The sequence below is a fragment of the Pseudomonas mangiferae genome, assembly GCF_007109405.1.
Taxonomy (GTDB): Bacteria; Pseudomonadota; Gammaproteobacteria; order Pseudomonadales; family Pseudomonadaceae; genus Pseudomonas_T; species Pseudomonas_T mangiferae.
In genome coordinates this window covers 209,905-231,474 of the sequence record NZ_VJOY01000003.1, presented here as the reverse complement: position 1 = coordinate 231,474, position 21,570 = coordinate 209,905, and the positions used below count along the sequence as shown (strand labels likewise).

Sequence of the window (21,570 nt, the reverse complement as noted above, 5' to 3'; positions counted from 1 at the left end):
TCCGGAGGTTCCGGCAAGAAGGCCCGGCCCGGCAGCTTCTACATTCCGCCATCCCGTCGCGGCGGGCGTCACCGGCATGCCTGCCAGGGAAACGGGTTTCCGCGACGATTTCCCCACCATCCCATCTCCACAGCAGGAGGGAGGCGTGATGTTCAATGCCGCTCGCGTCGTGCTAGACGACCTTCCGAACCGGACCGCCGCCGAGTTCTTCCCCGTCATCAGTGACCACTACGACATCGACGAGGCCCAATACCTGGGCGAACTGGCGCGCCTGGCCGATCCCGGCGACGCCGGCATCGAGACCATCCGCCGCAATGCCCGTGCGCTGATCGAGGACGTGCGCGGCCGCGACAACGTGGTGGACACCCTCGACGCCCTGCTGCGCCAGTACAGCCTGGACACCCAGGAAGGGCTGATGCTGATGTGCCTGGCCGAGGCCCTGCTGCGGGTGCCCGACGCCGCTACCGCCGATGCGCTGATCCGCGACAAGCTCAGCGCCGCCGAGTGGGAACGCCACCTGGGCCAGAGCGACAACCTGCTGGTGAACTTCGCCGCCTGGGGCCTGGTGATGACCGGCAAGGTGGTGGACCCGGAGACCGCCGACGGTCGCCCGAAGAACGTCCTCGGCCGCCTGCTCAAGCGCTCCGGCGAGCCGGTGATCCGCGCCGCCATGAACCAGGCGATGAAGCTGATGGGCAAGCAGTTCGTGCTCGGCCGCACCATCGGCGAGGCGTTGAAGAACGGGCGCCCGCAGCGGGAGAAGGGCTACACCTATTCCTTCGACATGCTGGGCGAGGCCGCGCTGACCCGCGCCGACGCCGAGAAATACATGGCCGACTACCGCCAGGCCATCGATGTGGTAGGCCGCGAGCCCCAGGTCGGCCCCGGTCCGCGACCGTCCATCTCCATCAAGCTTTCGGCGCTGCACCCGCGCTATGAGGTGGCCCAGCGCGAACGGGTCCTGACCGAGCTGTTCGCCAACGTCCGCGAGCTGGCCAGCCGCGCCCGGGCGCTGGACGTAGGTATCACCATCGACGCCGAGGAAGCCGACCGCCTGGAGCTGTCCCTGGCGCTCTACGAGAAGCTCATGCGCGACCCGGCCATCGCCGGCTGGGGCGAGTTCGGCCTGGTGATCCAGGCCTACTCCAAGCGCTGCCTGCCGGTGCTGGTGTGGCTGACCCTGCTGGGCCGGGAACTGGGTGCGCGGATTCCGCTGCGGCTGGTGAAGGGCGCCTACTGGGACAGCGAGATCAAGCAGTGCCAGGTCCAGGGCCTGGACGGCTACCCGGTCTACACCCGCAAGGAAGGCACCGACACTTCCTACCTGGCCTGCGCCCGCTACCTGCTCTCGGAGCACACCCGCGGGGTGATCTACCCGCAGTTCGCCAGCCACAACGCCCACACCGTCACCTGCATCCTGGCCATGGCCGCCGAGGCCGCCACGCCCCGGGAGTTCGAATTCCAGCGCCTGCACGGCATGGGCGACGCGCTGTACGACACGGTGATCGAGAAATACCGCAAGAACGTGCGCATCTACGCCCCGGTGGGCGCCCACAAGGACCTGCTGCCCTATCTGGTGCGGCGCCTCCTGGAAAACGGCGCCAACTCCTCGTTCGTCCACCAGCTGGTGGACCCACGGGTCCCGGTCGAGGCGCTGATCGACCACCCGGTCACCGAGCTGCGCCGCTTCGCCAGCCTCGGCAACGACCGCATTCCGCTCCCGCCTGCGCTGTTCGGCGCCGGCCGCACAAACTCCCAGGGTGTGAACATGAATATCCAGAAACAGTGGCAAGAACTGGACGCCGCCTACCGTCCCTTCCTCGACCGCCAGTGGCAGGCGGCGCCCCTCGTCGACGGCCGCGCCCTGGCCGGCACCGCCCATGACGTGCAGTGCCCCTACGACCTGGGCAAGCGCATCGGCAGTGTCCAGTGGGCCACCGCCGAGCATGCCCGCCAGGCCCTGGACGTGCTGGACAAGGCCTGGCCGCGCTGGAGCGCGACGCCGGTGGACGCCCGCGCGGCGATCTTCGAGCGCCTCGCCGACCTGCTGGAGCGCAACCGCGCCGAGCTGATGGCCCTGTGCACCCTGGAAGCCGGCAAGTCCCTGCAGGACGGTATCGACGAGGTCCGCGAGGCGGTGGACTTCTGCCGCTATTACGCCCAGCAGGCCCGTGAGCGCCTGGTGCGTACCGAGCTGCAAGGGCCCACCGGCGAGCGCAACGAACTGTTCTACGAAGGCCGCGGCATCTTCGCCTGCATCAGCCCGTGGAACTTCCCGCTGGCGATCTTCCTCGGCCAGATCAGCGCCGCGCTGGTGTCCGGCAACACCGTCATCGCCAAGCCGGCGGAACAGACCAGCCTGATCGCCGCGCGCACCGTGGAGCTGATGTTCGAGGCCGGCCTGCCCAAGGACGTGATCGCCCTGCTGCCGGGCGATGGCGCCACCCTGGGCGGGGTGTTCTGCCGCGATGCGCGGCTGGTGGGCGTGGCCTTCACCGGCTCCACCGACACCGCCCGGGTGATCAATCGCCAGCTGGCGGACAAGCCCGGCCCGCTGGCCGCGCTGATCGCCGAGACCGGTGGCCAGAACGCGATGATCGTCGACTCCACTGCGCTGCCCGAGCAGGTGGTCAAGGACGCGGTGCAGTCGGCCTTCACCAGCGCCGGCCAGCGCTGTTCCGCGCTGCGGGTGATGTACGTGCAGAACGACGTCGCCGAGCGGGTGATCGAGTTGCTCAAGGGCGCCATGGCCGAGCTGCGTATCGGCGCGACCCACCTGCGGGAGACCGACGTCGGCCCGGTGATCGACGCCGAGGCCAAGTCCGGCCTGGACGCCCATGTCGCCACGTTGAAGGGCGAGGGCCGGCTGATCGCCGAGGCACCGCTGCCCAGCGGCCTGCAGGGGCATTTCGTGGCCCCGGTGGCTTTCGAGATCGACGGCATCCAGGTGCTGGAAAAAGAGAACTTCGGGCCGGTGCTGCACGTGGTGCGCTTCGCCGCCGACCAGCTGGACGACGTGGTGCGGGCCATCAACGCCACCGGCTACGGTCTGACCATGGGCGTGCACAGCCGCAACGAGGAAACCGCGCGGCGCATCGAGCACCTGGCGCGGGTCGGCAACCTGTATGTCAACCGCAACCAGATCGGCGCGGTGGTGGGCGTGCAGCCGTTCGGTGGCCACGGCCTGTCGGGCACCGGGCCCAAGGCTGGCGGGCCCAACTACCTGCTGCGCTTCGTCAGCGAGCGCACCACCTCGGTGAACACCACCGCGGTGGGCGGTAACGCCTCGCTGTTGTCTCTCGCCGACGCCGAGTGACCCCGGCTTGCGCCGTTCGGCGCGAGCGAAGACCCGCGGCGCAGAGCCTTCCTGCGCCGCGACTGCCAGATGAGCCACGCCGTCGTGCCGGCGTGTAAACTCCGCGCCGCCTCGCTTCGTCCTATCGACGTGTTCGGCGTACCAGAAGCCGGAGGATTCGGCGCGGCCACAACGGCCAGCCCCGGAGCGGGCAGGAGCATCGGGCCACCGTCACGAGCGGTTGCCCCTCGAGCGGACCAGGTCTTCCCCCTGGCCGTATAACAACAACGCAAGGGTAGATCCCCCCAAATGACTGCTAGCAATCCGACGCTGATCACGTTCGTGATCTACATCCTGGCGATGGTCCTGATCGGCTTCGCCGCGTACCGCGCCACCAAGGACTTCTCCGACTACATCCTCGGCGGCCGCAGCCTCGGCAGTTTCGTCACCGCGCTGTCCGCCGGCGCCTCGGACATGAGCGGCTGGCTGCTCATGGGCCTGCCCGGCGCCATCTACGTCTCCGGCTTGTCGGAGAGCTGGATCGCCATCGGCCTGATCGCCGGCGCCTGGTTGAACTGGCTGTTCGTCGCCGGTCGCCTGCGGGTGCATACCGAGCACAACAACAACGCCCTGACCCTGCCCGACTACTTCACCCACCGTTTCGAGGACCACAGTCGCATCCTGCGGGTGCTCTCCGCCCTGGTGATCCTGGTGTTCTTCACCATCTACTGCGCCTCCGGCGTGGTGGCCGGAGCCCGTCTGTTCGAAAGCACCTTCGGGGTGCCCTACGACATCGCCCTGTGGGTCGGCGCCGCCGCCACCATCGCCTACGTGTTCGTCGGCGGCTTCCTGGCGGTGAGCTGGACCGATACCGTGCAGGCGACCCTGATGATCTTCGCCCTGCTGATCACCCCGGTGTTCGTCATCCTCGCCCTGGGCGACTACTCCGCCGCCATGGCCACCATCGAAGCGAAGAACCCGGCGAACTTCGACATGTTCCGCGGCCTGGGCTTCGTCGCCGTGATCTCCCTGCTGGGCTGGGGCCTGGGCTACTTCGGCCAGCCCCACATCCTGGTGCGCTTCATGGCCGCCGACTCGGTGAAGTCCATCCCCAATGCACGCCGCATCGGCATGACCTGGATGATCCTCTGCCTGGGCGGCGCGGTGGCTGTCGGCTTCTTCGGCATCGCCTACTTCTCCGACAACCCCGGCCAGGCCGGCCCGGTGAGCGAGAACAGCGAGCGGGTGTTCATCGAGCTGACCAAGCTGCTGTTCAATCCCTGGGTCGCCGGGGTGGTGCTGTCCGGCATCCTTGCCGCGGTGATGAGCACCCTGAGCTGCCAGTTGCTGGTCTGTTCCAGCGCCCTGACCGAGGACTTCTACAAGGCTTTCCTGCGCAAGAATGCCGGTGAGCGCGAGCTGGTGTGGGTCGGCCGCGGCATGGTGCTGCTGATCGCCGCCGTAGCCATCGCCCTGGCGGCCAACCCGGACAGCAAGGTGCTGGGCCTGGTGTCCTACGCCTGGGCCGGCTTCGGCGCGGCGTTCGGCCCGGTGGTGCTGTTCTCCCTGCTGTGGAAGCGCATGACCCGCAACGGCGCCCTGGCCGGCATGCTGGTGGGGGCGGTGACGGTGATCGTCTGGAAGCAACTGGCGCTGCTGGGGCTCTACGAAATCATCCCCGGCTTCATCTTCGGCAGCCTGGCCATCGTCGTCTTCAGCCTGCTGGACAAGCAGCCGTCGGCGGCCATGCAGGCCCGCTTCGAGGCTGCCGAGGACGAGTACCGCAGCGCTTCCCTCTGATCCCGATGGCGGCCGCCGGCCGCCATGCTCTCCCGGACGCCTGCGGGCGTCCGCATCCCTCTGCTAAGCTGCATCGCCTTCCTTCCTGGCGATTCCCGATGACCTCTCCCTCCCGCGATCCGTTGCACGGCATCACCCTCAGCGCCCTGCTCACCGAACTGGTGGCGCGCCACGGCTGGGCGGGGCTTGCCCAGCGCGTGCCGATCCGCTGCTTCCAGCACGAGCCGAGCCTGAAGTCGAGCCTGGCCTTCCTGCGCCGCACGCCCTGGGCGCGGGAAAAGGTGGAGGCGCTGTACCTGGAAAGCCTGGGGTCCGACCGCTGACTGCCGAGGTACGCGATGGATGACCGCTCCCCGCCGACGACCGAAGATCCACGCCTGCTGAGCAGCTGGCAGCACAACGCCGGGGCCTGGACCCGGGCCGTCCGCGAGCAGCGCATCGAGAGCCGGCGCCTCGCCACCGATGCGGCGATCCTCGCCGCGGTGCGCGAGCGCCGTCCGGCCCGGGTGCTGGACATGGGTTGCGGCGAGGGCTGGCTGTGCCGGGCCCTGGCCGAGGCGGGCATCGACGCCCTGGGGGTCGACGGCGCCCCGGCGCTGGTGGACGCAGCGCGGGCCGCCGGCGGCCGCTTCGAAACCGTGGCCTATGCCGACTGGCCGGCACAGCCGCGGCGCTTCGGCCTGTTCGACGCCATCGTCTGCAACTTCGCCCTGCTGGACGCGGCCCCAGGGGCCCTGCTCGCCGCCCTCGGTGACGCCCTCGCCCCCGGCGGGGCGCTGCTGATCCAGACGGTGCATCCCTGGGCCGCCGCGGGCGAGGAGGGGTACCGCGACGGTTGGCGGCTGGAGCGTTTCGCGGCCTTCGGTGAAGGCTTCGCCCCCATGCCCTGGTACTTCCGCACCCTGGAGTCCTGGTTCGTCTTGCTGAATGCGGCGGGCCTGCGCCTCGAAACGGTGCGCGAACCGCGCCATCCGGATTCCGGGCACCCGCTGTCGCTGCTATTGGTGGCCCGCCGTCAATGAGTGAGGTGCGAACGGTCCATCGCGCTGTTCGACGGTTTTCCTGAGAAATAATCTGATTTGGAGTCGCCTTTCGGCAGAAGCTGCTACAGAACCGAAGGCGCGCGGGTAAAGCCCTTGGCTAGCGAGGGCACGGCCCGCTCCAGACGAGTGCCGCCGCTCTAAATCGAGGCATGACGCTGACCTGTCTTTGTGCAAAACTCGCCGCCGACCTCGGGTGCCTCGGTTCCCGTCCCGCTTTCGCGGCCCCAAGAAGGCCGTCCGGCGGGCGGAGCGTGCCGGTCTATCGCCGCGCACGGGCGGGCCTGTATCCGACTTCTCGATAAATACAAGATATAGAGGTAACCGCTTCATGCACGTCGGCGAAAACGATCCGCAACGTGACACCCTGCACCGCGACCTGGGCGAGCGTCACATCCGTCTCATGGCCCTGGGCGCCTGCATCGGCGTCGGCCTGTTCCTCGGCTCGGCGAAGGCCATCCAGATGGCCGGGCCGGCCATCATGCTGTCCTACATCCTCGGCGGCCTGGCGATCCTGGTGATCATGCGCGCCCTGGGCGAAATGGCTGTGCACAACCCGGTGGCCGGCTCCTTCAGCCGCTATGCCCAGGACTACCTCGGCCCGCTGGCCGGCTTCCTCACCGGCTGGAACTACTGGTTCCTGTGGCTGGTGACCTGCGTCGCGGAGATCACCGCCGTGGCCATCTACATGGGCATCTGGTTCCCCGAGGTGCCCCACTGGATCTGGGCCCTGGCGGCCCTGGTGAGCATGAGCGCGGTGAACCTGATCGCCGTGCGCGCCTTCGGCGAGTTCGAGTTCTGGTTCGCCCTGATCAAGATCGTCACCATCATCGCCATGGTGGTGGCCGGTGCCGGGATGATCGTCTTCGGCTTCGGCAACGAGGGCGTCGCCACCGGCATCTCCAACCTGTGGAGCCACGGTGGCTTCATGCCCAACGGCTTCCAGGGCGTGCTGATGTCGCTGCAGATGGTGATGTTCGCCTACCTCGGCGTCGAGATGATCGGCCTCACCGCCGGCGAGGCGAAGAACCCGCAGAAGACCATTCCCCACGCCATCGGCTCGGTGTTCTGGCGCATCCTGCTGTTCTACGTCGGCGCGCTGTTCGTGATCATGTCCATCTACCCCTGGAACGAGATCGGCACCCAGGGCAGCCCGTTCGTCATGACCTTCGAGCGCATGGGCATCAAGACCGCCGCCGGCATCATCAACTTCGTGGTGATCACCGCCGCGCTGTCCTCCTGCAACGGCGGCATCTTCAGCACCGGGCGCATGCTCTACAGCCTGGCCCAGCAAGGCCAGGCCCCGCGCGCGTTCGCCGTGACCAAGCAAGGCGTGCCGCGTCGGGCGCTGCTGGTGTCGGCGGCCGCGCTGCTGCTGGGCGTGCTGCTGAACTACCTGGTGCCGGAGAAGGTGTTCGTCTGGGTGACCTCCATCGCCACCTTCGGCGCGATCTGGACCTGGGCAATGATCCTGCTGGCCCAGCTGCGCTTCCGCCGCGGCCTGAGCCCGGCCGAACGCGAGCGCCTGAGCTTCCGCATGTGGCTGTACCCGGTGAGCTCCTACGCGGCGATGGCGTTCCTGGTGCTGGTGGTGGGCCTGATGGCGTACTTCCCGGACACCCGCATCGCGCTGTACGTCGGCCCGGCGTTCCTGGCCCTGCTGGTGGTGCTGTACCACGTGTTCAAGCCCGGCCAGGGCAACACCGTGGCCCACACCCCGTCTCCCCACGTCGCGTCCTGACGTCCCTCGGGGCGGCCCATTCGGGCTGCCCCCGCTTCCCTCACGTCGGCTGCAGCGCCACCGCTGCGGCCGGTGTTCTCGGGCTCTGGCCGAGACGCTTGTTCAGGTCCAGCCAGGCCGCCAGCCCCGCCATCAACGCCAGCCCCAGCAACGCGGTGCCCACCTGAGCTAGCGGGTGATCGTCCGCCAGGGTGTTGCCGGCGTCCGCCAGGGGGGCCAGCAGCACGCCCAGGCAAAACACCTCCAGGGAGAACTGCCCCATGCGGGTGAATTCCCGCGCCGGCCAGCGCCGCAGCCACTCGCCCGCCGGCAGCCAGGCGGCCACGCAATAGGCCAGGGCGAGGAAGTGCAGCAGCCGCGCCGGCGCCAGGTTGGTCTTGTCGATGGGGTACAGCCACTGGGCCAGGGCCTGGGGCATCCAGGCGTCGTGAATGGCCGGGAAGCGCCAGGACACGGCGATCAGGCCGGTTGCCAGCAGGTAGCCGGCGCACAGCGCCAGCAGCATCCGGCGACGGCGCGGATCGGGCGACGTGCCGCTGGTGCGCCGGCGCTGCGCCAGCAGCGAGGCCGCACCGCCCAGCACGAAGAGGAACTGCCACGCCCAGGGGTTGAAGAACCAGGTCCCGCCGCTGGCGGCGGCGAAGTTCCATTGCAGCAGCGGGGCGCACAGGTACAGCGCCAGGGAGGCGGCCAGGGTCCAGCCGGGATGGCGCAGAAGCGCCGGGAGGATCGCCGGCAGCGCCATCAGCAGCACCACGTACAGCGGCAGCGGGTCCATCAGGTTCGGCTTGAAGCGCAGCAGCAGTTCGTCGATCAGCGCCTGCTGCGGGTCGCTGAGGAAATAGCCGAGGCCCATCTCGGCGATGAAGTCGCGGGTTTCCACGTGGTTGTTGGTGACGAAGACGATGCCCATCAGCACCGCCAGCAGGAAGATGTGCGCCACGTAGAGGACCCAGACCCGCCGCAGGATCCGCAGGCAGGCGTAGCCGTAGCCGTCGCGCAGCAGCACCTTGCCGTAGGCCATCACCGCGGCGTAGCCGGCGAGGAAGACGAAGATTTCCGCGGCATCGCTGAAGCCGACGTTGCGGGGCGTCAGCAGGCCCAGGGGGTTCTGCGGGATGTGATCCCAGAAGATGAACAGCAGCGCCAGGCCGCGGAAGAAATCGATGCGCAGGTCACGTCCGCTTTGCATGTCGTTGTCTCGCCGAAAAAAAGTCCGCGCCACCGCGGCGATGGTGGGGGAAGGGTACTTGCTCCGGGCAGGCGCCACCAGCGGCGAGGGCGCGGGGCGCGGCGCGTCGCGACCTGGGTCACAGCCACCGCCGGCCCTCGACGAAGCGCGTCGAATTCCTGGCGGTGGGTCGGGTCTTTCACGGAAGAGGCGGGCCGTCGGGCCACCGCCACCGGTTTGGAGAGAATCCGATGCGTGACGTACGTCTGCAGGACGGCTGCGAAGTGCCGGCGATCGGCCAGGGCACGTGGCACATGGGGGAGTCGGCGGCGCGCCGCCAGGACGAAGTGGCTGCGCTGCGGCGTGGGCTCGAGCTGGGGATGCGCCTCATCGATACCGCGGAGATGTATGCCGACGGCGGCGCCGAGCGGGTGGTGGGCGAGGCCATCGCCGGCCGCCGGGACCAGGCGTTCCTGGTGAGCAAGGCCTATCCCTGGCATGCCGGCCGGCACAGCCTGCCGCGAGCCTGCGAGGCCAGCCTCGACCGCCTGGGTACCGACTACCTCGACCTCTACCTGCTGCACTGGCGGGGCGATTTCCCGTTGATGGAGACTGTCGATGCCTTCGAGCGCCTGCGGGAGCAGGGCAAGATCCGCCGCTGGGGCGTTTCCAACTTCGACGTGGACGACCTGCAGGAACTGGAGGGGCTGGCCTGCGCCACCAACCAGGTGCAGTACAACCCCGAGGCCCGCGGCGTCGACTTCGACCTGCTGCCCTGGCAACGCCGCCGGGGAATGCCGCTGATGGCCTATTGCCCGGTGGGGCAGGGCGGCGGGCTGCTGGGCCATCCGGCGCTGCTGCAGGTAGCCGAGCGACGCGGCGCCACGCCCGCCCAGATCGCCCTGGCCTGGTGCCTGCGGGATGACGGGGTGATCGCCATTCCCAAGGCAGTCGACCCGGAACACCTGCGGCAGAACGCCGAAGCCGCCGATATCCGTCTGGACGACGAGGACCGGGCGGTGCTGGACGCCGCCTTCCCGCCACCGACCCGCAAGCAGCGCCTGGCGATCGTCTGATCCGGGTGCGTGCGAAGCCCTTGCACTGAAGGCAGCGCAGGGGCGGTCAAACCCAACGCCAGTTGCAAAGCCGACTCGGGTTCCAGTATTGTTATCTTATAACATTTGACTGGAGATTGAGATGAAACCCGGCATCCACCCCGATTACCGTCCCGTGCTGTTCCACGACCTGGCGGCCGATGTGTATTTCCTCATCGGCTCCTGCGCCGTCACCGACAAGACCCGCACCCACAGCGACGGCGTGACTTACCCCTACGTGCCCCTGGACATCTCCAGCGCCTCGCATCCCATCTACACCGGCCAGCAGCGCCAGGCGAAGAGCGAAGGGCGCGTGGCGGGCTTCAACAAGCGTTTCGCCGGGTTCGTCGGGGGTGGCCAATGAAGGTCCTGTCCTCCCTGAAACAGGCCAAGCTGCGCCACCGCGATTGCCAGATCGTCAAGCGTCGCGGGCGGCTGTACGTGATCTGCAAGACCGAACCGCGCTTCAAGTGCGTGCAAGGCCGGCCGAAGCCCCAGCGCAAGCACAAGAGCTAAGCGCTGTCGGGTACCACCGCGCCGGACACCGCTGTTCGGCTACGGCCCAGATCGCCCCACTCGGGCGCCGTGCCCTCGGCGAATCGCCAGGCACCGCCCGCCGGATGGCTGGAATGATCCACGGCGCAGCGGGGTCCCTCCTTTCTCACGCCCAACGGCAACCAACGAGGAGAGACCCGATGGCGCATAACGATCTGACGGACAAGCTGGTGGTGGTGACCGGTGCTTCCAGCGGCATCGGCCGGGCCACGGCCCAGGCCTTCGCCCGGAGTGGCGCCTACGTGGTGCTGGCGGCGCGAGACGAAGACGCGCTGGCCGAGGTGGTGGAGGAGTGCCGTCGCCTGGGCGGCGGCGCCGAAGCCGTGGTCACCGACGTGACCGATGCTCAGGCGGTGCAGGCGCTGGGCGAGACCGCCCTGCGCATCGGGGGCGGGCGTATCGACGTCTGGGTGAACAATGCCGGGGTCGGTGCCGTGGGGCGCTTCGAAGAGACCCCGCTGGCCGCCCACGAACAGGTAATCCAGACCGACCTGCTGGGCTACCTGCGCGGCGCCCACGTGGTACTGCCGATCTTCAAGCGCCAGGGCCATGGCACCCTGATCAACACCCTGTCCCTGGGCAGTTGGGTCGCGCAGCCCTACGCCGCCGCCTATTCCGCGGCGAAGTACGGCCTGCGCGGCTTCACCGAGGCCCTGCGGGGCGAACTCAGCGGCTGGCGCGACATCCACGTGTGCGATGTCTACCCGGCGTTCATCGACACCCCCGGCCTGCGCGACGGCGGCAACTACAGCGGCCGCAGCATCAAGCCGCCGCCCCCGGTGTACGACCCGCGCAAGGTGGCCGACGCCATCGTGTCCCTAGCGGTCCGGCCGCGGGCCTCGGTCACCGTCGGCAGCGTGGCCACCCTGCTGCGTGTGCAGCACTTCCTGACCCCGGGGTTCCCGGCCCTGTCGCGCTGGGTGCTGGACCGTGCCTTCGCCCGGGCCAAGCCGGTGGCCCACTCCTCCGGCAACCTGTTCGGTCCGCCCAGCGGCGAGCGCCGTGTGGACGGGGGGTTCAGCCGCGCCAGCAACACCGCCGGCGCGGTGACCGTCGGCGCCCTGGCGGCGGTGGCGCTGCTGGGCCTGTATACGGCGCGGCGGTTGAGCGACCGCCGCTGACGGCCCGCACGGGTTGCTTCTGCATCGGCGGGTTCCGGCGCATCAGCCCCGGGCGGCGCTGACCCCGGCCAGGGTGGCGAACGAGGTGTCCTTGGCCGTGAGCAGAAAGTCGCGCATGAACGGTGCGTCCAGCATGTCGGCGCGGATCGCCGCGTAGAGGGTGGCGTAGAGCGCCTTTTCGCCGAGGCGCTTGGCAGTGACGTAGCCCCGCGAGCTGTACTCGTGGAGCGCCCAGTTGGGCAGGCAGCAGACGCCCCGGCCGCTGGCCACCAGCTGCATCATCATCACCGTCAGCTCGGAGGTGCGCACCTGGGCCGGCTCTACGTCCGCCGGCTCCAGGAAGCGGGCGAAGATGTCCAGGCGATCGCGCTCGATGGGGTAGGTGATGAGGATCTGGTCGCGCAGGTCTTCCGGCTGCACGTAGGGCTTGCCTGCCAGGGGGTGTTGATTGGCCACCGCCAGCAGCGCCTCGTAGGTGAACAGCGGCACGTAGGTGATGCCGCTGAGCTCCAGCGGGTCGGCGGTGACCACCAAGTCCAGGTCGCCCCGGGCGAGGGCGGGCAGCGGCGCGAAAGAGAAGCCCGAGGCCAAGTCCAGTTCCACTTCCGGCCAGGCATCGCGGAACTGGTCGATGGTAGGCATCAGCCACTGGAAGCAGCTGTGGCATTCGATGGCCATGTGCAGGCGCCCGGCGGTGCCGCCGGCCAGGCGCGCCAGGTCGCGCTCGGCGCTGCGCAACTGGGGCAGCAGGCTGTCCGCCAGTTGCAGCAGGCGCAGGCCGGCGCTGGTGAAACGTACCGGCTTGGTCTTGCGGATGAACAGCGACATGCCCAGGCGCTCCTCCAGTTCCTTGAACTGGTGGGAGAGGGCGGACTGGGTCAGGTGCAGGCGTTCTGCGGCTTCCACCAGGCTGTCGGCCTCGCGCAGGGCGTGCAGGGTTTTCAGATGGCGCAGTTCCAGCATTCGGACTACCTCTTGCGAAAGACGACGAAACGGCGGCCACGACCGGTCTGTCCGGTAGGCGGCGAAGCGCGATGACTATGAGGAAAACTGGAGATAACTGCCAGGCGGTTGAGTCTGTCTCAAGTTGATCGGCCTGTCATCAGGCGGGCGTACTGGCTGGCCAGGCGCTTCCGATCGTCCAAGTTCTTTGAAGTCCGCAGGCCGGTCATTCAATGACGTCGCTTGGAAGCGTGGTTGAATGATGTGTGCGGGCGGGGGCGCCCATCTTTACAGGCAGGTGAAGAGGCTCGCTGAAGCCCTGCCACGGTTGCCTGCGGTGAGAGACGGATCACGCAGGTTCACCTATCGCCGGGTCGTTTCGGATAAAACGGGGCGCCCTGGCGTCTTCGTCCCCCTGAAAGGCGACGAACCGTTCGGCGCCTGTCATGCAACGGTCACCCGCCTGTGGCAGCGGGATTGCCGCCGGGCTCGGCAGAATCGGCTCTTTTCCCGATCCGTCCCGTTATGCCATGCGAGTGCTCCTGTTCCTCGCCGCCTTGTTGAGCGGCTCCCTCGGTTTCGCCGCGTCTCGCTGCGACACCCACGTTCCCACCGAAATCCTGCCCCTGGGCGACGTGCGCCTGGCCTACCAGAGCATCGGCGACCCACGTGACCCGACGCTGCTGCTGGTGATGGGCCTGGGCGGACAACTGATCCACTGGCCGGACGACGTGGTGGCGCGCCTGTGCGAGCAGGGCTTCCGGGTGATCCGCTACGACAACCGTGACGTCGGCCTGTCCGCCTGGCGCGACCGGCCGCCCACCGCCAACCTGGTCTACGAGGTGCTGCGCTATCGCCTCGGTCTGGCGGTGCAGGCCCCCTATACCCTGACCGACATGGCCGACGACGGCCTGCGCCTGCTGGACGCCCTGGGCGTTCGCCAGGCCCACGTGCTGGGCGCCAGCATGGGCGGAATGATCGCCCAGCACCTGGCCGACCGGGCCCCGGAGCGGGTCCTCAGCCTGACCCTGGTGATGACCAGTTCCGGCGCTCAGGGGCTGCCGGCGCCCAGCGATGCCTTGCTGGGATTGTTGGCCCGCCGGGAGGTGCCGGACCGCGCCACCGCCCTGGAGCGCCAGGCCGACCTGCTGGCGGCCTTGGGCAGCCCGAAGGTGGTGGATGATCGTGAGCAGCTGCTGGAACAGGCGGCCCAGGCCTACGACCGCGCCTTCAACCCGGAGGGTGTGCAGCGCCAGTTGCTGGCGATCCTCGCCGAACCAAGCCGGGTTCCGCTGCTGGAGCGCCTGCGCGTGCCGACCCTTGTGGTCCACGGCACCGCCGACCCGTTGTTGCCGGTGATGCACGGGGTGCACGTGGCTGCCCACGTACGGGGCGCCCAGCTACGGCTGATCCCGGGACTGGCGCACCGGTTCCAGGAGGTGTTCAGGGAGCCGCTGCTGGCGGCGGTGCTGCCCTACCTTTCGGCTCACCGCCAGCCGGACCAGGTGGCCCGGCTGTGACCTGAAGGCCGCATTCAGAGGCCGAAGGGGAAGGTGTCTTCCTCGTGGCTGGGGGAGGCGAGGGTCGCCAGGGGCTCCACCGCGTGGGTCTCTTCCAGCCACAGGTAGGCGTCGAACTGCTCGGCCAGCACCGCTTCGAAGTAATGGCTGACCCGCTCCGTCTGTGGCCGGTAGATGACCCCGATGGCCCGCTCCAGCAGGACCTCCGACAGGGCGTCGCGCAGGTCTTCGCGGTCGGCGGCGCGCCAGTCGGTGAGGGACGCGGGCACCCCAGCCTGCAGGAAGCGGTGCTCCCAGCTGTCCGGGTCGGACGGGCGCACCGTCTTCACCTCCAGGGTGCCGTCCCAGTCGTCGGCCGCCGCCACCCCGCCCCGGTCGGTGCCCATGCCGATCAGCACGGCATCCCGGCCCCAGGCGGTGCGGCACAACTGGCCGAGGGTGAACTCGCCCTCCCAGCCCATGGCGGTGGCGGCGGCGTTGCCGATGTGGGAGTTGTGGGCCCAGACCACCGCCTTCGCCTGGGGCCCGCGGTGCGCCATCAGCGCCTGCAGGGTCTCGAACATGTGCCGGTCGCGCAGGTTCCAGGAGGCCGTGGTGCCCCGGTAGATGGCCCGGTAGTACTGCTCGGCGGCCCGCACCACCCGGGCGTTCTGGGTGGCGTTGAAGAACGCCTCCTCGTCCTCGACGAGATGCGCCAGGCGGTCCCCCAGCAGATGCTGCAGCTGGTCCACCACCGCCTGTTCGCAAGACGGCTCGCCGACCCGCTCGACAAAGTGCCCATAGAGCGCCGGGTCGTCCTGCCAGGGGGTGAGGCAGGCGTAGCGCTGGCGCGCCTGGTGCGCGGCGTCGGGGTCGGCCTGGTCCAGGTAGCGCAGCACCTCGGTCATGGAGTTGCGCAGGCTGTAGATGTCCAGGCCGCGGAATTCCACGCGCTGGGCCGGCATCAGCGGCCGGTTGTGGGCCTGCAGCCAGCGGGTGAAAGTCTTCACCTCGGTGTTGCGCCACATCCAGGTGGGGAAGCGGGTGAACGCCTGCCCGTACCAGGGTGAGGGGCCCAGGTCGCGCACGTAGCGGTCGATCTGCCCGGCGTCTGGCCAGTCCGCCTCTACCGCCACCAGGTTGAAGCCGTGGCGCTCGATCAATCGCTGGGTGACGGCCGCGCGGGTCCGGTAGAACTCGGCGCTGCCGTGGCTGGCTTCGCCGATCAACACCACCCGGGCGTCGCCGTAGCGGTCGAACAGTGCGCCGAACGCCGGATCGTCCAGGGCCGGCAGGGGCTCGGCATAGCGGCGCAGCAGCTCCGGCAGGTGGTCTTCGTGGTCATCGGTGCGGCGACGGCGGAAGCGTTGCAGGAGCTCCTTGGCAGGCAGGGTCATGATGCTCTCCTCTCGGCGGCCGGACAGGGCCCTTGCTCATCCCGACCCGCTGGGTACGGCGATGTTCCCCGGCGCTGACCGGCGCATGGGCACGCCGTTGGCACCCCCGCCGGCTAGCACGGTCGAGATGGAAAGGACATTCTGAGGAGGACCCGCATGGCCCTGAGCAAGGCATTCCGTGAGCAGTTCCGCGCCCTGGCGGCCCACACCGACGGCATCGACGTCGAGGTCTACCGGCAGTTTGGCAAGGACCCGCTGGAGCCCATCGTCGGCGCCGGCGAGCGCCACGTGCGGATCGGTTTCTTCGGGCGCGACCCGGGGCGGGAGGAGGTGCATCACGGCGAGCCGTTCATCGGCTCCGGCGGCAAGATCGTGCGCAAGGTCCTTTACCAACACCTGCACGGCGAGCCGGCGCCCGACGTCGAGGCCCTGCGGACCCTGGGGCGGCTGTTCTTCTGGATCAACACCGTGCCCTACAAGCCGGTGGGCAACAAGGCCTGGTCCATGGCGGTGAAGCGGCGCTTCCAGCCCCTGGTGAGCCGCCTGCTGATCGAGCAGTGGGACGGCCACGAGGTGATCACCCTGGGCCGCGAAGCCTTCCTCTGGTTCGGCCTGGAGCAGCCCCGGGAGACCCGCGAGGCGTTGGAGGCGTTCTGGGTCCGGGAGGATCGCTTCAGCGCGTCCATCGACGTGGAACTGCGCAGTGGCGGGGACGCGCGGACGTTCCGCCTGCACCCATTGCCGCACCCGTCGCCCCTCAACCAGACCTGGTTCAAGCGCTTCCCCGAGCTGCTGCGGGCGCGCCTGGAGGCCCTGGGCGTGGAGGCCGGCGAAACACCCAAGGCGTAACGCCGACCGGCGGCCTCACTCGGCGATCTGCAGCTTGCGCGCCTCGGTGTAGACGTAGCGGATTTTCTCGTATTCGAACGGCGAGTTGAGCTGGCCGTAGCGCAGGTTGGTGGTGTAGCGCTTGTCGATGCCACGGAGCACGGTGATCTCCGGGTGCTCGCTGCTCAGCTCGCTCATGTTCAGGTAGTTGATCTGCCCTTCGGCGCCGAAGTCCACCACCAGGCCGCTGGTGTCCCGCACGTTGGACGGCCCCAGCAGCGGCAGCATCAGGTAGGGGCCGGCGGGCACGCCGTAGAAGCCCAGGGTCTGGCCGAAGTCCTCGCTCTGTTTGGGCATGCCCCAATGGGTCGCCGGGTCCCACAGGCCGGCGATGCCCACGGTGGTGTTCACCAGCAGGCGCCCGGTGGTCTGCAGGGCGCGCTTGCCCTTGAGCTGCAACAGGCTGTTGAGCAGGTTGGGCACGTCCCCCAGGTTGCTGAAGAAGTTGCTGACCCCGGTGCGCACGAAGCTCGGGGTGACGTAGCGGTAGCCGTTCACCACCGGCAGCAGGACCCACTCGTCCACCCGGTAGTTGAAGTGGTAGACCCGGCGGTTCCACGATTCCAGCGGGTCGTAGACGTTCAGCGCCTGCCAGGTGGAGCGCTCGAACTCGCGCTGGTCCAGGCCCGCGTTGAACTTCAGGTCCTTCAGCGGCTGGGTGAAGCCGTCGTCCTCGACGGGCTGGTCGGCGAGGGCCGCGCCGCTGAGCAGCAGCGAGGCGAGCAAGAGCAGTTTCTTAGCCACGGAAGAACTCCAGCATGGCGTCGCTGTTGACGCGGTAATTGAGGTTGCCGCAATGGCCGCCGTAGGGGTAGACGATCAGCCGCGGGCCCAGGGTGCGGCGCAGGAAACCCAGGTCGCCGGGGCCGAGGATGACGTCGTCGGCGTTGTGCATGACGGCGATCTTGCGGCTGCTGCGGAGGTAGTCCTCCAGGGCGTAGAGGCTGACCTGGTCCACCAGTTGGGTGAGGCTGCCGCCCTTGGAGACCTTGCGCCAGTGGGGGATCAGTTGCTCGCTCATGTAGCAGTCGAAGTCGCACTGCAGGGCCCGGCGGAAGAACGGCGTCAGGCTGGTGCCCTCGCTGACCGGGTAGGCGGGCGGGATGATCAGGCCGCGGCGGTTGATCAGGTCTGAGGTGAAGGTGATGTCGGCGGCGGAGAAGCGGAAGGAGGTGCCGATCAGCATCGCCATCTGCTCGTCGGACAGGCGCTGCCGGGACGACTGGAAGTCGAAGAGCAGGGCGTCGTTGAGGTCGATGTAGCCTTTCTGCTGGAAGTAGCGGGTCAGCTTGCCCAGCACCATGTCGTAGAAGGTGGTGGTGTTGTCGATGCCTTTCACCTGGGTCTGCACCAGGCGATCCAGGTTGGTCACCGAGGTGTAGAGGTTGACCGGCGGGTTGAGCAGCAGCACGCGCTTGAAGTTGAAGCTGCGGCGGGTCTCGTCCAGCTTGCTGACGAACGCCGCGTCCAGTGCGCCCAGGCTGTAGCCGGTGAGGTAGAAGTCGGTGATCGGCAGCTTGGGATGCTGGGCACGCACCGCCTGCATGACCCGGTAGAGGTCGTCCGCGTCCTCGGTGGAGATGCCCGGGGTGGCGTGGCGCGAGGCCGCGGCCATGAAGTCGTAGCTGGTGGGGGAGGACAGCTGCACCACGTGGTAACCGGCTCCGTAGAACAGCTTCTTCAGGTATTCCGCGAGGCTGCTGGAGTAGGGCGCGCCGGTGCCGGCGATGATGAAGATCAGCGGTGCCGGGTGGTCCTGCTGGGCCAGGCGGTAGCGCAGCTGTTTCACCGGCCAGAAGTTGTCCGGCAGGATGAATTCCCGCTCCGGCCGCAGCCGCAGGGTGTAGTCGCTCTGGTCGATGTCCTCGTCCGTGGGCAGCGCCGGGCGCAGGTCCGGCGGTGTGGTGGCGATGGTCGCCTCGAACGGGTTGGTCAGGGGGAAGCCATAGGTGGCTTTGTCGATGTCGTCAGCGAGTGCGGACGCACCGTAGAGCAGGCCGCCGAGGAGCACGGCGGCGAGGCAGCGAAGGCGGAGCATGGCGGTTTCCCTGGGGTAGTGACCGTGGTGAGTGCGACGGGGCGCCATCCTGGCCTCCGTGGGTACAGCGCCGGCCACGGGGGGCGGCCGGCAGCCGGCGCGTCCGGGCGCCGGCGACGTGATGGTCCGAATCGGGTGCTTGGCGCGGCTGTCCGGCGACCGCGCGCGGCGGGCGCGACCGGAGGCGGACGCCGCGCACAGTGTACGGGGAGCCGCTGCCGCTGTGCAGCCGTCCACAGCGGAAAAACCGCGCCCGCCGGCGGGTTCGCCGACGACGAGGCCGGCCGCGTGCCGGTCCGGCCTTGCATAAGCCGGGCGGGGGATTATGCTGGGCGCCGTTTCGCCATTAGGAGAGTGCGTCATGTCCCGCCGTCTGCCCCTGATCCTGTTGCTCCTGGCCCTGTCGCTGTGGCTGGGCGCCAGCTACGGGCTGCGCTACGCCTTCATGGAGGACCCGCGCTGGGTGGGGCTCTGCGCCGAGGACGCCGGGCGGTGGGAATGCGTGCTGCGCTCCAGCCTGGGCACCCTCATCCATTACCGGGTGATCGCCCTGGCCGGCCTGCTGGCGGCGCTGGTGGCGTTCTTCCTGCCGGGCCGGCCCGGCTGGTTGCTGGCGGTGCTGGCGTTGCTCTTCGCGCTGCCGGCTCTGGTGCTCTACAGCGCCAGCCTGGCGGTGTTCGCGGTGGTGATCGGCGCCCTGCGCCTGGTGCGCCGGCCGCTGGACGCGGCGCTCTAGGCGCCGGCCCTTCAGAAGTTGCCGCCGAGGTTCAGGTAGAAGGCGTGCTGTTCCTGGTCGTTGAGGCCATAGCTGAAGTTCAGCGGCCCCAGCGGCGTCTCGAAGCCCAGGAACAGGCTGGCGGCGTTCACGTAGCCGCTGTCGAAGGCATTGTCGTTGTTCCATACCCGTCCCCGTTCCAGACTGCCCCCCAGGTACACCGGGAAATCCAGGGGCAGGAAGGCGCGCTCGGTCAGCCGCCGGTAATAGACCAGCCGGCCGAAGCTGACGTTCTGTCCCGATAGCGCGTCCTGGCGGAAGCCGGACAACTGTCGCGCGCCGCCCAGCAGGAAGCTGGACGACACCACCTCGGCGTCGTCCAGGGTCCGCCCGTAGCGGCCACCCAGCATGAAGGTGTCGGGGCCGTGGCTGAACGCCTTGTCCAGCTTCAGCTGCCACTGCCGGTAGCGCTCGTCGGACCCCAGGCGCTTGTCGTACTGGCGCAGGGTCAGGCCGATGTCCTCGCCTTCGTGGGGGTAGTCGACGTTGTCCAGGGTGTCGAAGGAATATTTCAGTTCGTAGTAGCCCTCGCTGAAGCTGAAACTGGGCAAATCCCGCTCTCCCACCCGCACGTTGGCCTCGCCCCAGGCCTGGCCGATGCCGAAGCGGATCTCGCCGTTGTTGGCGATCTGGCGGCCCAGGTTGAATCCGTAGCCATAGCGTTCCAGGCGGTATTCGGCGATGGGGTCGTTGTCCTCCAGGCGCTCCACGTTGCGCGCCTCGCCCACCAGGTAGGGCGCGACGAAGTAGCGCGAGCCGGCGTCCAGGGGCTGGTAGAACTCGCTGTACAGTTCCTGGTGGTCGCCCAGCTGCACCCGTGTCAGCCACTCGGCGCCCAGGCGGTTGATGCCGTTGACCCGGTAGCTGGCGCCCAGATTGAAGGCGCTGTCGCCGCGCATGTCGTCGGAGAGGTTAAGCCCCAGGCGCAGGAAATCGGTGCCGGCGCGCTTGCCGCGGGCATCGATCACCAGGGCGTTGCCGTCCCGCTCGTGGGCCACCCGGTATTCCACGCGCTCGAAGTAGTCCAGGCCGTAGAGCGTGCCCATGTCCTTCTGCAGGCGCTCCAGGTCCAGCCGTTCCCCGAGGGGCTGGCGGATATAGCGGCGGATCACGTCGTCGGCCACTTTCGAGTCGTTCTCCACGCGAATCCGGTGGATCACCGGGGTGCGATGCCCCGGCGCACGGGCGGCGCTCAGCTCGGCGTCTTCGGTGCCTGCCGGCCGCAGGTCCGCCAGGCGCCCCCGCAGGGCGCGGGTGGCCCGGTAGCCGGCGTCGATGGCCTCGCGCACCCGGCCGAAGTCGGTGCCCGCGAACCCCGCCAGGGGCGGCTGGATCAGGATGTCCTGCGCGTCCAGGGTGGCCAGCTGTTCCTCGGAATTGCGACGGGTCATCAGGGTGATGGACTGGTTCATCACGTCCACCACCGTGAGCAGTTCCTTGCGAGGTCGCAGCGCGGTGCCGATATCCACCACGATGACCCGGTCGACGCCCATGGCCCGCGCCACGTCCACCGGAATGTTGTCCGCCATGCCGCCGTCCACCAGCAGCCGCCCGTCCATCTCCACCGGGGCGAACACCGCCGGGATCGACATGCTGGCGCGGATCGCCTGGGGCAGGTGGCCGTGGTCGAACACCACCTTCTCGCCATTGGCGATGTCCGTGGCCACCGCGCGGAAGGGGATGGCCAGCCGGTCGAAGTCGCGGGTGTTGCTGGTGTGCACCAGCAGGCGTTCCAGGGTCAGCGCCAGGTTCTGCCCCTGGATCACCCCGATGGGCAGGCCGAGGCTGCCGTCGTCGCGGAAACTCAACTGCTGCCGGACCAGAAAGTCGCGGTCATCCTGCTTGCGGCGGAATGGCACGTCGGAACGCGGCGGCGAATCCGACAGCACCTGCTGCCAGTCCAGGGTCAGGGCCAGTTTCTCCAGTTCCTCGACCCGGTAGCCGGAGGCATACAGGCCGCCCACCACCGCGCCCATGCTGGTACCGGCGATGGCGTCGATGCGGATGCCCTGTTCCTCCAAGGCCTTGAGCACGCCGACGTGGGCCAGGCCCCGGGCAGCGCCGCCGGACAGTACCAGGCCGACGCGTGGGCGCGGGTCGTCGGCGGACTGGACGGGCAGGGCGGGCAGCAGAAGGCAGAGCAGCAGGCCGGGAAGCAGGCGGGACAACAGGCGGCGCATGGGCACCTCGGGACGCGGGTGTAAACGGAAAGCC

At 68.8% G+C, this 21,570-nt stretch carries 18 protein-coding genes; 12 read left to right on the top strand and 6 right to left on the bottom strand.

The window, feature by feature from the left end:
- The first annotated feature begins 148 nt into the window (after positions 1 to 148).
- The 5 genes from putA (at position 149) to FM069_RS05380 (ending at position 7,876) form a co-directional block, all read left to right on the top strand.
- A complete protein-coding gene (gene putA, locus FM069_RS05400; RefSeq protein WP_143487263.1) occupies positions 149 to 3,316 on the top strand; it encodes a bifunctional proline dehydrogenase/L-glutamate gamma-semialdehyde dehydrogenase PutA in 3,168 nt (1,055 codons plus the stop codon).
- Positions 3,317 to 3,604: 288 nt separating this feature from the next.
- A complete protein-coding gene (gene putP / locus FM069_RS05395) occupies positions 3,605 to 5,095 on the top strand; it encodes a sodium/proline symporter PutP (RefSeq protein WP_143487262.1) in 1,491 nt (496 codons plus the stop codon).
- Between the two features lie 98 nt (positions 5,096 to 5,193).
- Entirely contained in the window at positions 5,194 to 5,418 is a 225-nt protein-coding gene (locus FM069_RS05390; RefSeq protein ID WP_143487261.1) for a VF530 family protein, read from the top strand.
- Positions 5,419 to 5,433: 15 nt separating this feature from the next.
- A complete protein-coding gene (locus FM069_RS05385; RefSeq protein ID WP_143487260.1) occupies positions 5,434 to 6,117 on the top strand; it encodes a class I SAM-dependent methyltransferase in 684 nt (227 codons plus the stop codon).
- A gap of 349 nt (positions 6,118 to 6,466) precedes the next feature.
- Positions 6,467 to 7,876 (top strand): amino acid permease, encoded by a 1,410-nt coding sequence (locus tag FM069_RS05380; protein WP_143487259.1) that lies wholly within the window; start codon positions 6,467 to 6,469, stop codon positions 7,874 to 7,876.
- Between the two features lie 40 nt (positions 7,877 to 7,916).
- Here the strand turns inward: FM069_RS05380 and FM069_RS05375 are convergent, their stop codons facing one another.
- Positions 7,917 to 9,068: an OpgC family protein gene (locus tag FM069_RS05375; RefSeq protein ID WP_143487258.1), complete on the bottom strand. Its 1,152-nt coding sequence runs from the start codon at positions 9,066 to 9,068 to the stop codon at positions 7,917 to 7,919.
- Between the two features lie 230 nt (positions 9,069 to 9,298).
- On the opposite strand from FM069_RS05375, the gene FM069_RS05370 reads away from it, so the two are divergent.
- The 4 genes from FM069_RS05370 to FM069_RS05355 all read left to right on the top strand — a co-directional run bounded on the left by FM069_RS05370 (position 9,299) and on the right by FM069_RS05355 (position 11,817).
- On the top strand, positions 9,299 to 10,123 hold the full coding sequence (locus FM069_RS05370) for an aldo/keto reductase (RefSeq protein WP_143487257.1): 825 nt from the start codon (positions 9,299 to 9,301) through the stop codon (positions 10,121 to 10,123).
- Between the two features lie 121 nt (positions 10,124 to 10,244).
- The gene (locus tag FM069_RS05365; RefSeq protein ID WP_143487256.1) at positions 10,245 to 10,505 is read left to right on the top strand and encodes a type B 50S ribosomal protein L31; all 261 of its coding nucleotides are present in this window, start codon (positions 10,245 to 10,247) and stop codon (positions 10,503 to 10,505) included.
- The gene (ykgO, locus tag FM069_RS05360; RefSeq protein ID WP_143487255.1) at positions 10,502 to 10,657 is read left to right on the top strand and encodes a type B 50S ribosomal protein L36; all 156 of its coding nucleotides are present in this window, start codon (positions 10,502 to 10,504) and stop codon (positions 10,655 to 10,657) included. The genes FM069_RS05365 and ykgO overlap by 4 nt, the downstream gene beginning before the upstream one ends.
- Positions 10,658 to 10,836: 179 nt before the next feature.
- A complete protein-coding gene (locus tag FM069_RS05355; protein WP_143487254.1) occupies positions 10,837 to 11,817 on the top strand; it encodes an SDR family oxidoreductase in 981 nt (326 codons plus the stop codon).
- A 42-nt stretch (positions 11,818 to 11,859) separates the two neighbouring features.
- Here FM069_RS05355 and metR read toward each other — a convergent pair whose 3' ends face one another.
- Entirely contained in the window at positions 11,860 to 12,780 is a 921-nt protein-coding gene (metR, locus tag FM069_RS05350; RefSeq protein WP_143487253.1) for a transcriptional regulator MetR, read from the bottom strand.
- A 509-nt stretch (positions 12,781 to 13,289) separates the two neighbouring features.
- Here metR and FM069_RS05345 point away from each other — a divergent pair.
- Positions 13,290 to 14,279 carry an alpha/beta fold hydrolase gene (locus FM069_RS05345; protein ID WP_143487252.1) on the top strand — a complete coding sequence of 330 codons (990 nt, stop codon included), beginning with the start codon at positions 13,290 to 13,292 and terminating at the stop codon, positions 14,277 to 14,279.
- A 14-nt stretch (positions 14,280 to 14,293) separates the two neighbouring features.
- Here FM069_RS05345 and FM069_RS05340 read toward each other — a convergent pair whose 3' ends face one another.
- Positions 14,294 to 15,655: an erythromycin esterase family protein gene (locus FM069_RS05340; RefSeq protein WP_143487251.1), complete on the bottom strand. Its 1,362-nt coding sequence runs from the start codon at positions 15,653 to 15,655 to the stop codon at positions 14,294 to 14,296.
- A 156-nt stretch (positions 15,656 to 15,811) separates the two neighbouring features.
- Between FM069_RS05340 and FM069_RS05335 the strand changes: the two genes are divergently transcribed.
- The gene (locus tag FM069_RS05335; protein WP_143487250.1) at positions 15,812 to 16,504 is read left to right on the top strand and encodes a uracil-DNA glycosylase family protein; all 693 of its coding nucleotides are present in this window, start codon (positions 15,812 to 15,814) and stop codon (positions 16,502 to 16,504) included.
- Between the two features lie 15 nt (positions 16,505 to 16,519).
- Here the strand turns inward: FM069_RS05335 and FM069_RS05330 are convergent, their stop codons facing one another.
- Together FM069_RS05330 and FM069_RS05325 are read right to left on the bottom strand one after the other, a co-directional pair.
- Complete coding sequence (locus FM069_RS05330) at positions 16,520 to 17,287, bottom strand: MlaA family lipoprotein (RefSeq protein WP_143487249.1); 768 nt, start codon at positions 17,285 to 17,287, stop codon at positions 16,520 to 16,522.
- Entirely contained in the window at positions 17,280 to 18,581 is a 1,302-nt protein-coding gene (locus FM069_RS05325; protein WP_143487248.1) for an alpha/beta fold hydrolase family protein, read from the bottom strand. Before FM069_RS05325 ends, FM069_RS05330 begins: the two co-directional genes overlap by 8 nt.
- Before the next feature lie 361 nt (positions 18,582 to 18,942).
- Between FM069_RS05325 and FM069_RS05320 the strand changes: the two genes are divergently transcribed.
- A complete protein-coding gene (locus FM069_RS05320) occupies positions 18,943 to 19,317 on the top strand; it encodes a hypothetical protein (RefSeq protein ID WP_143487247.1) in 375 nt (124 codons plus the stop codon).
- Between the two features lie 11 nt (positions 19,318 to 19,328).
- Here FM069_RS05320 and FM069_RS05315 read toward each other — a convergent pair whose 3' ends face one another.
- The gene (locus FM069_RS05315; RefSeq protein WP_143487246.1) at positions 19,329 to 21,536 is read right to left on the bottom strand and encodes a patatin-like phospholipase family protein; all 2,208 of its coding nucleotides are present in this window, start codon (positions 21,534 to 21,536) and stop codon (positions 19,329 to 19,331) included.
- Positions 21,537 to 21,570: the final 34 nt, after the last annotated feature.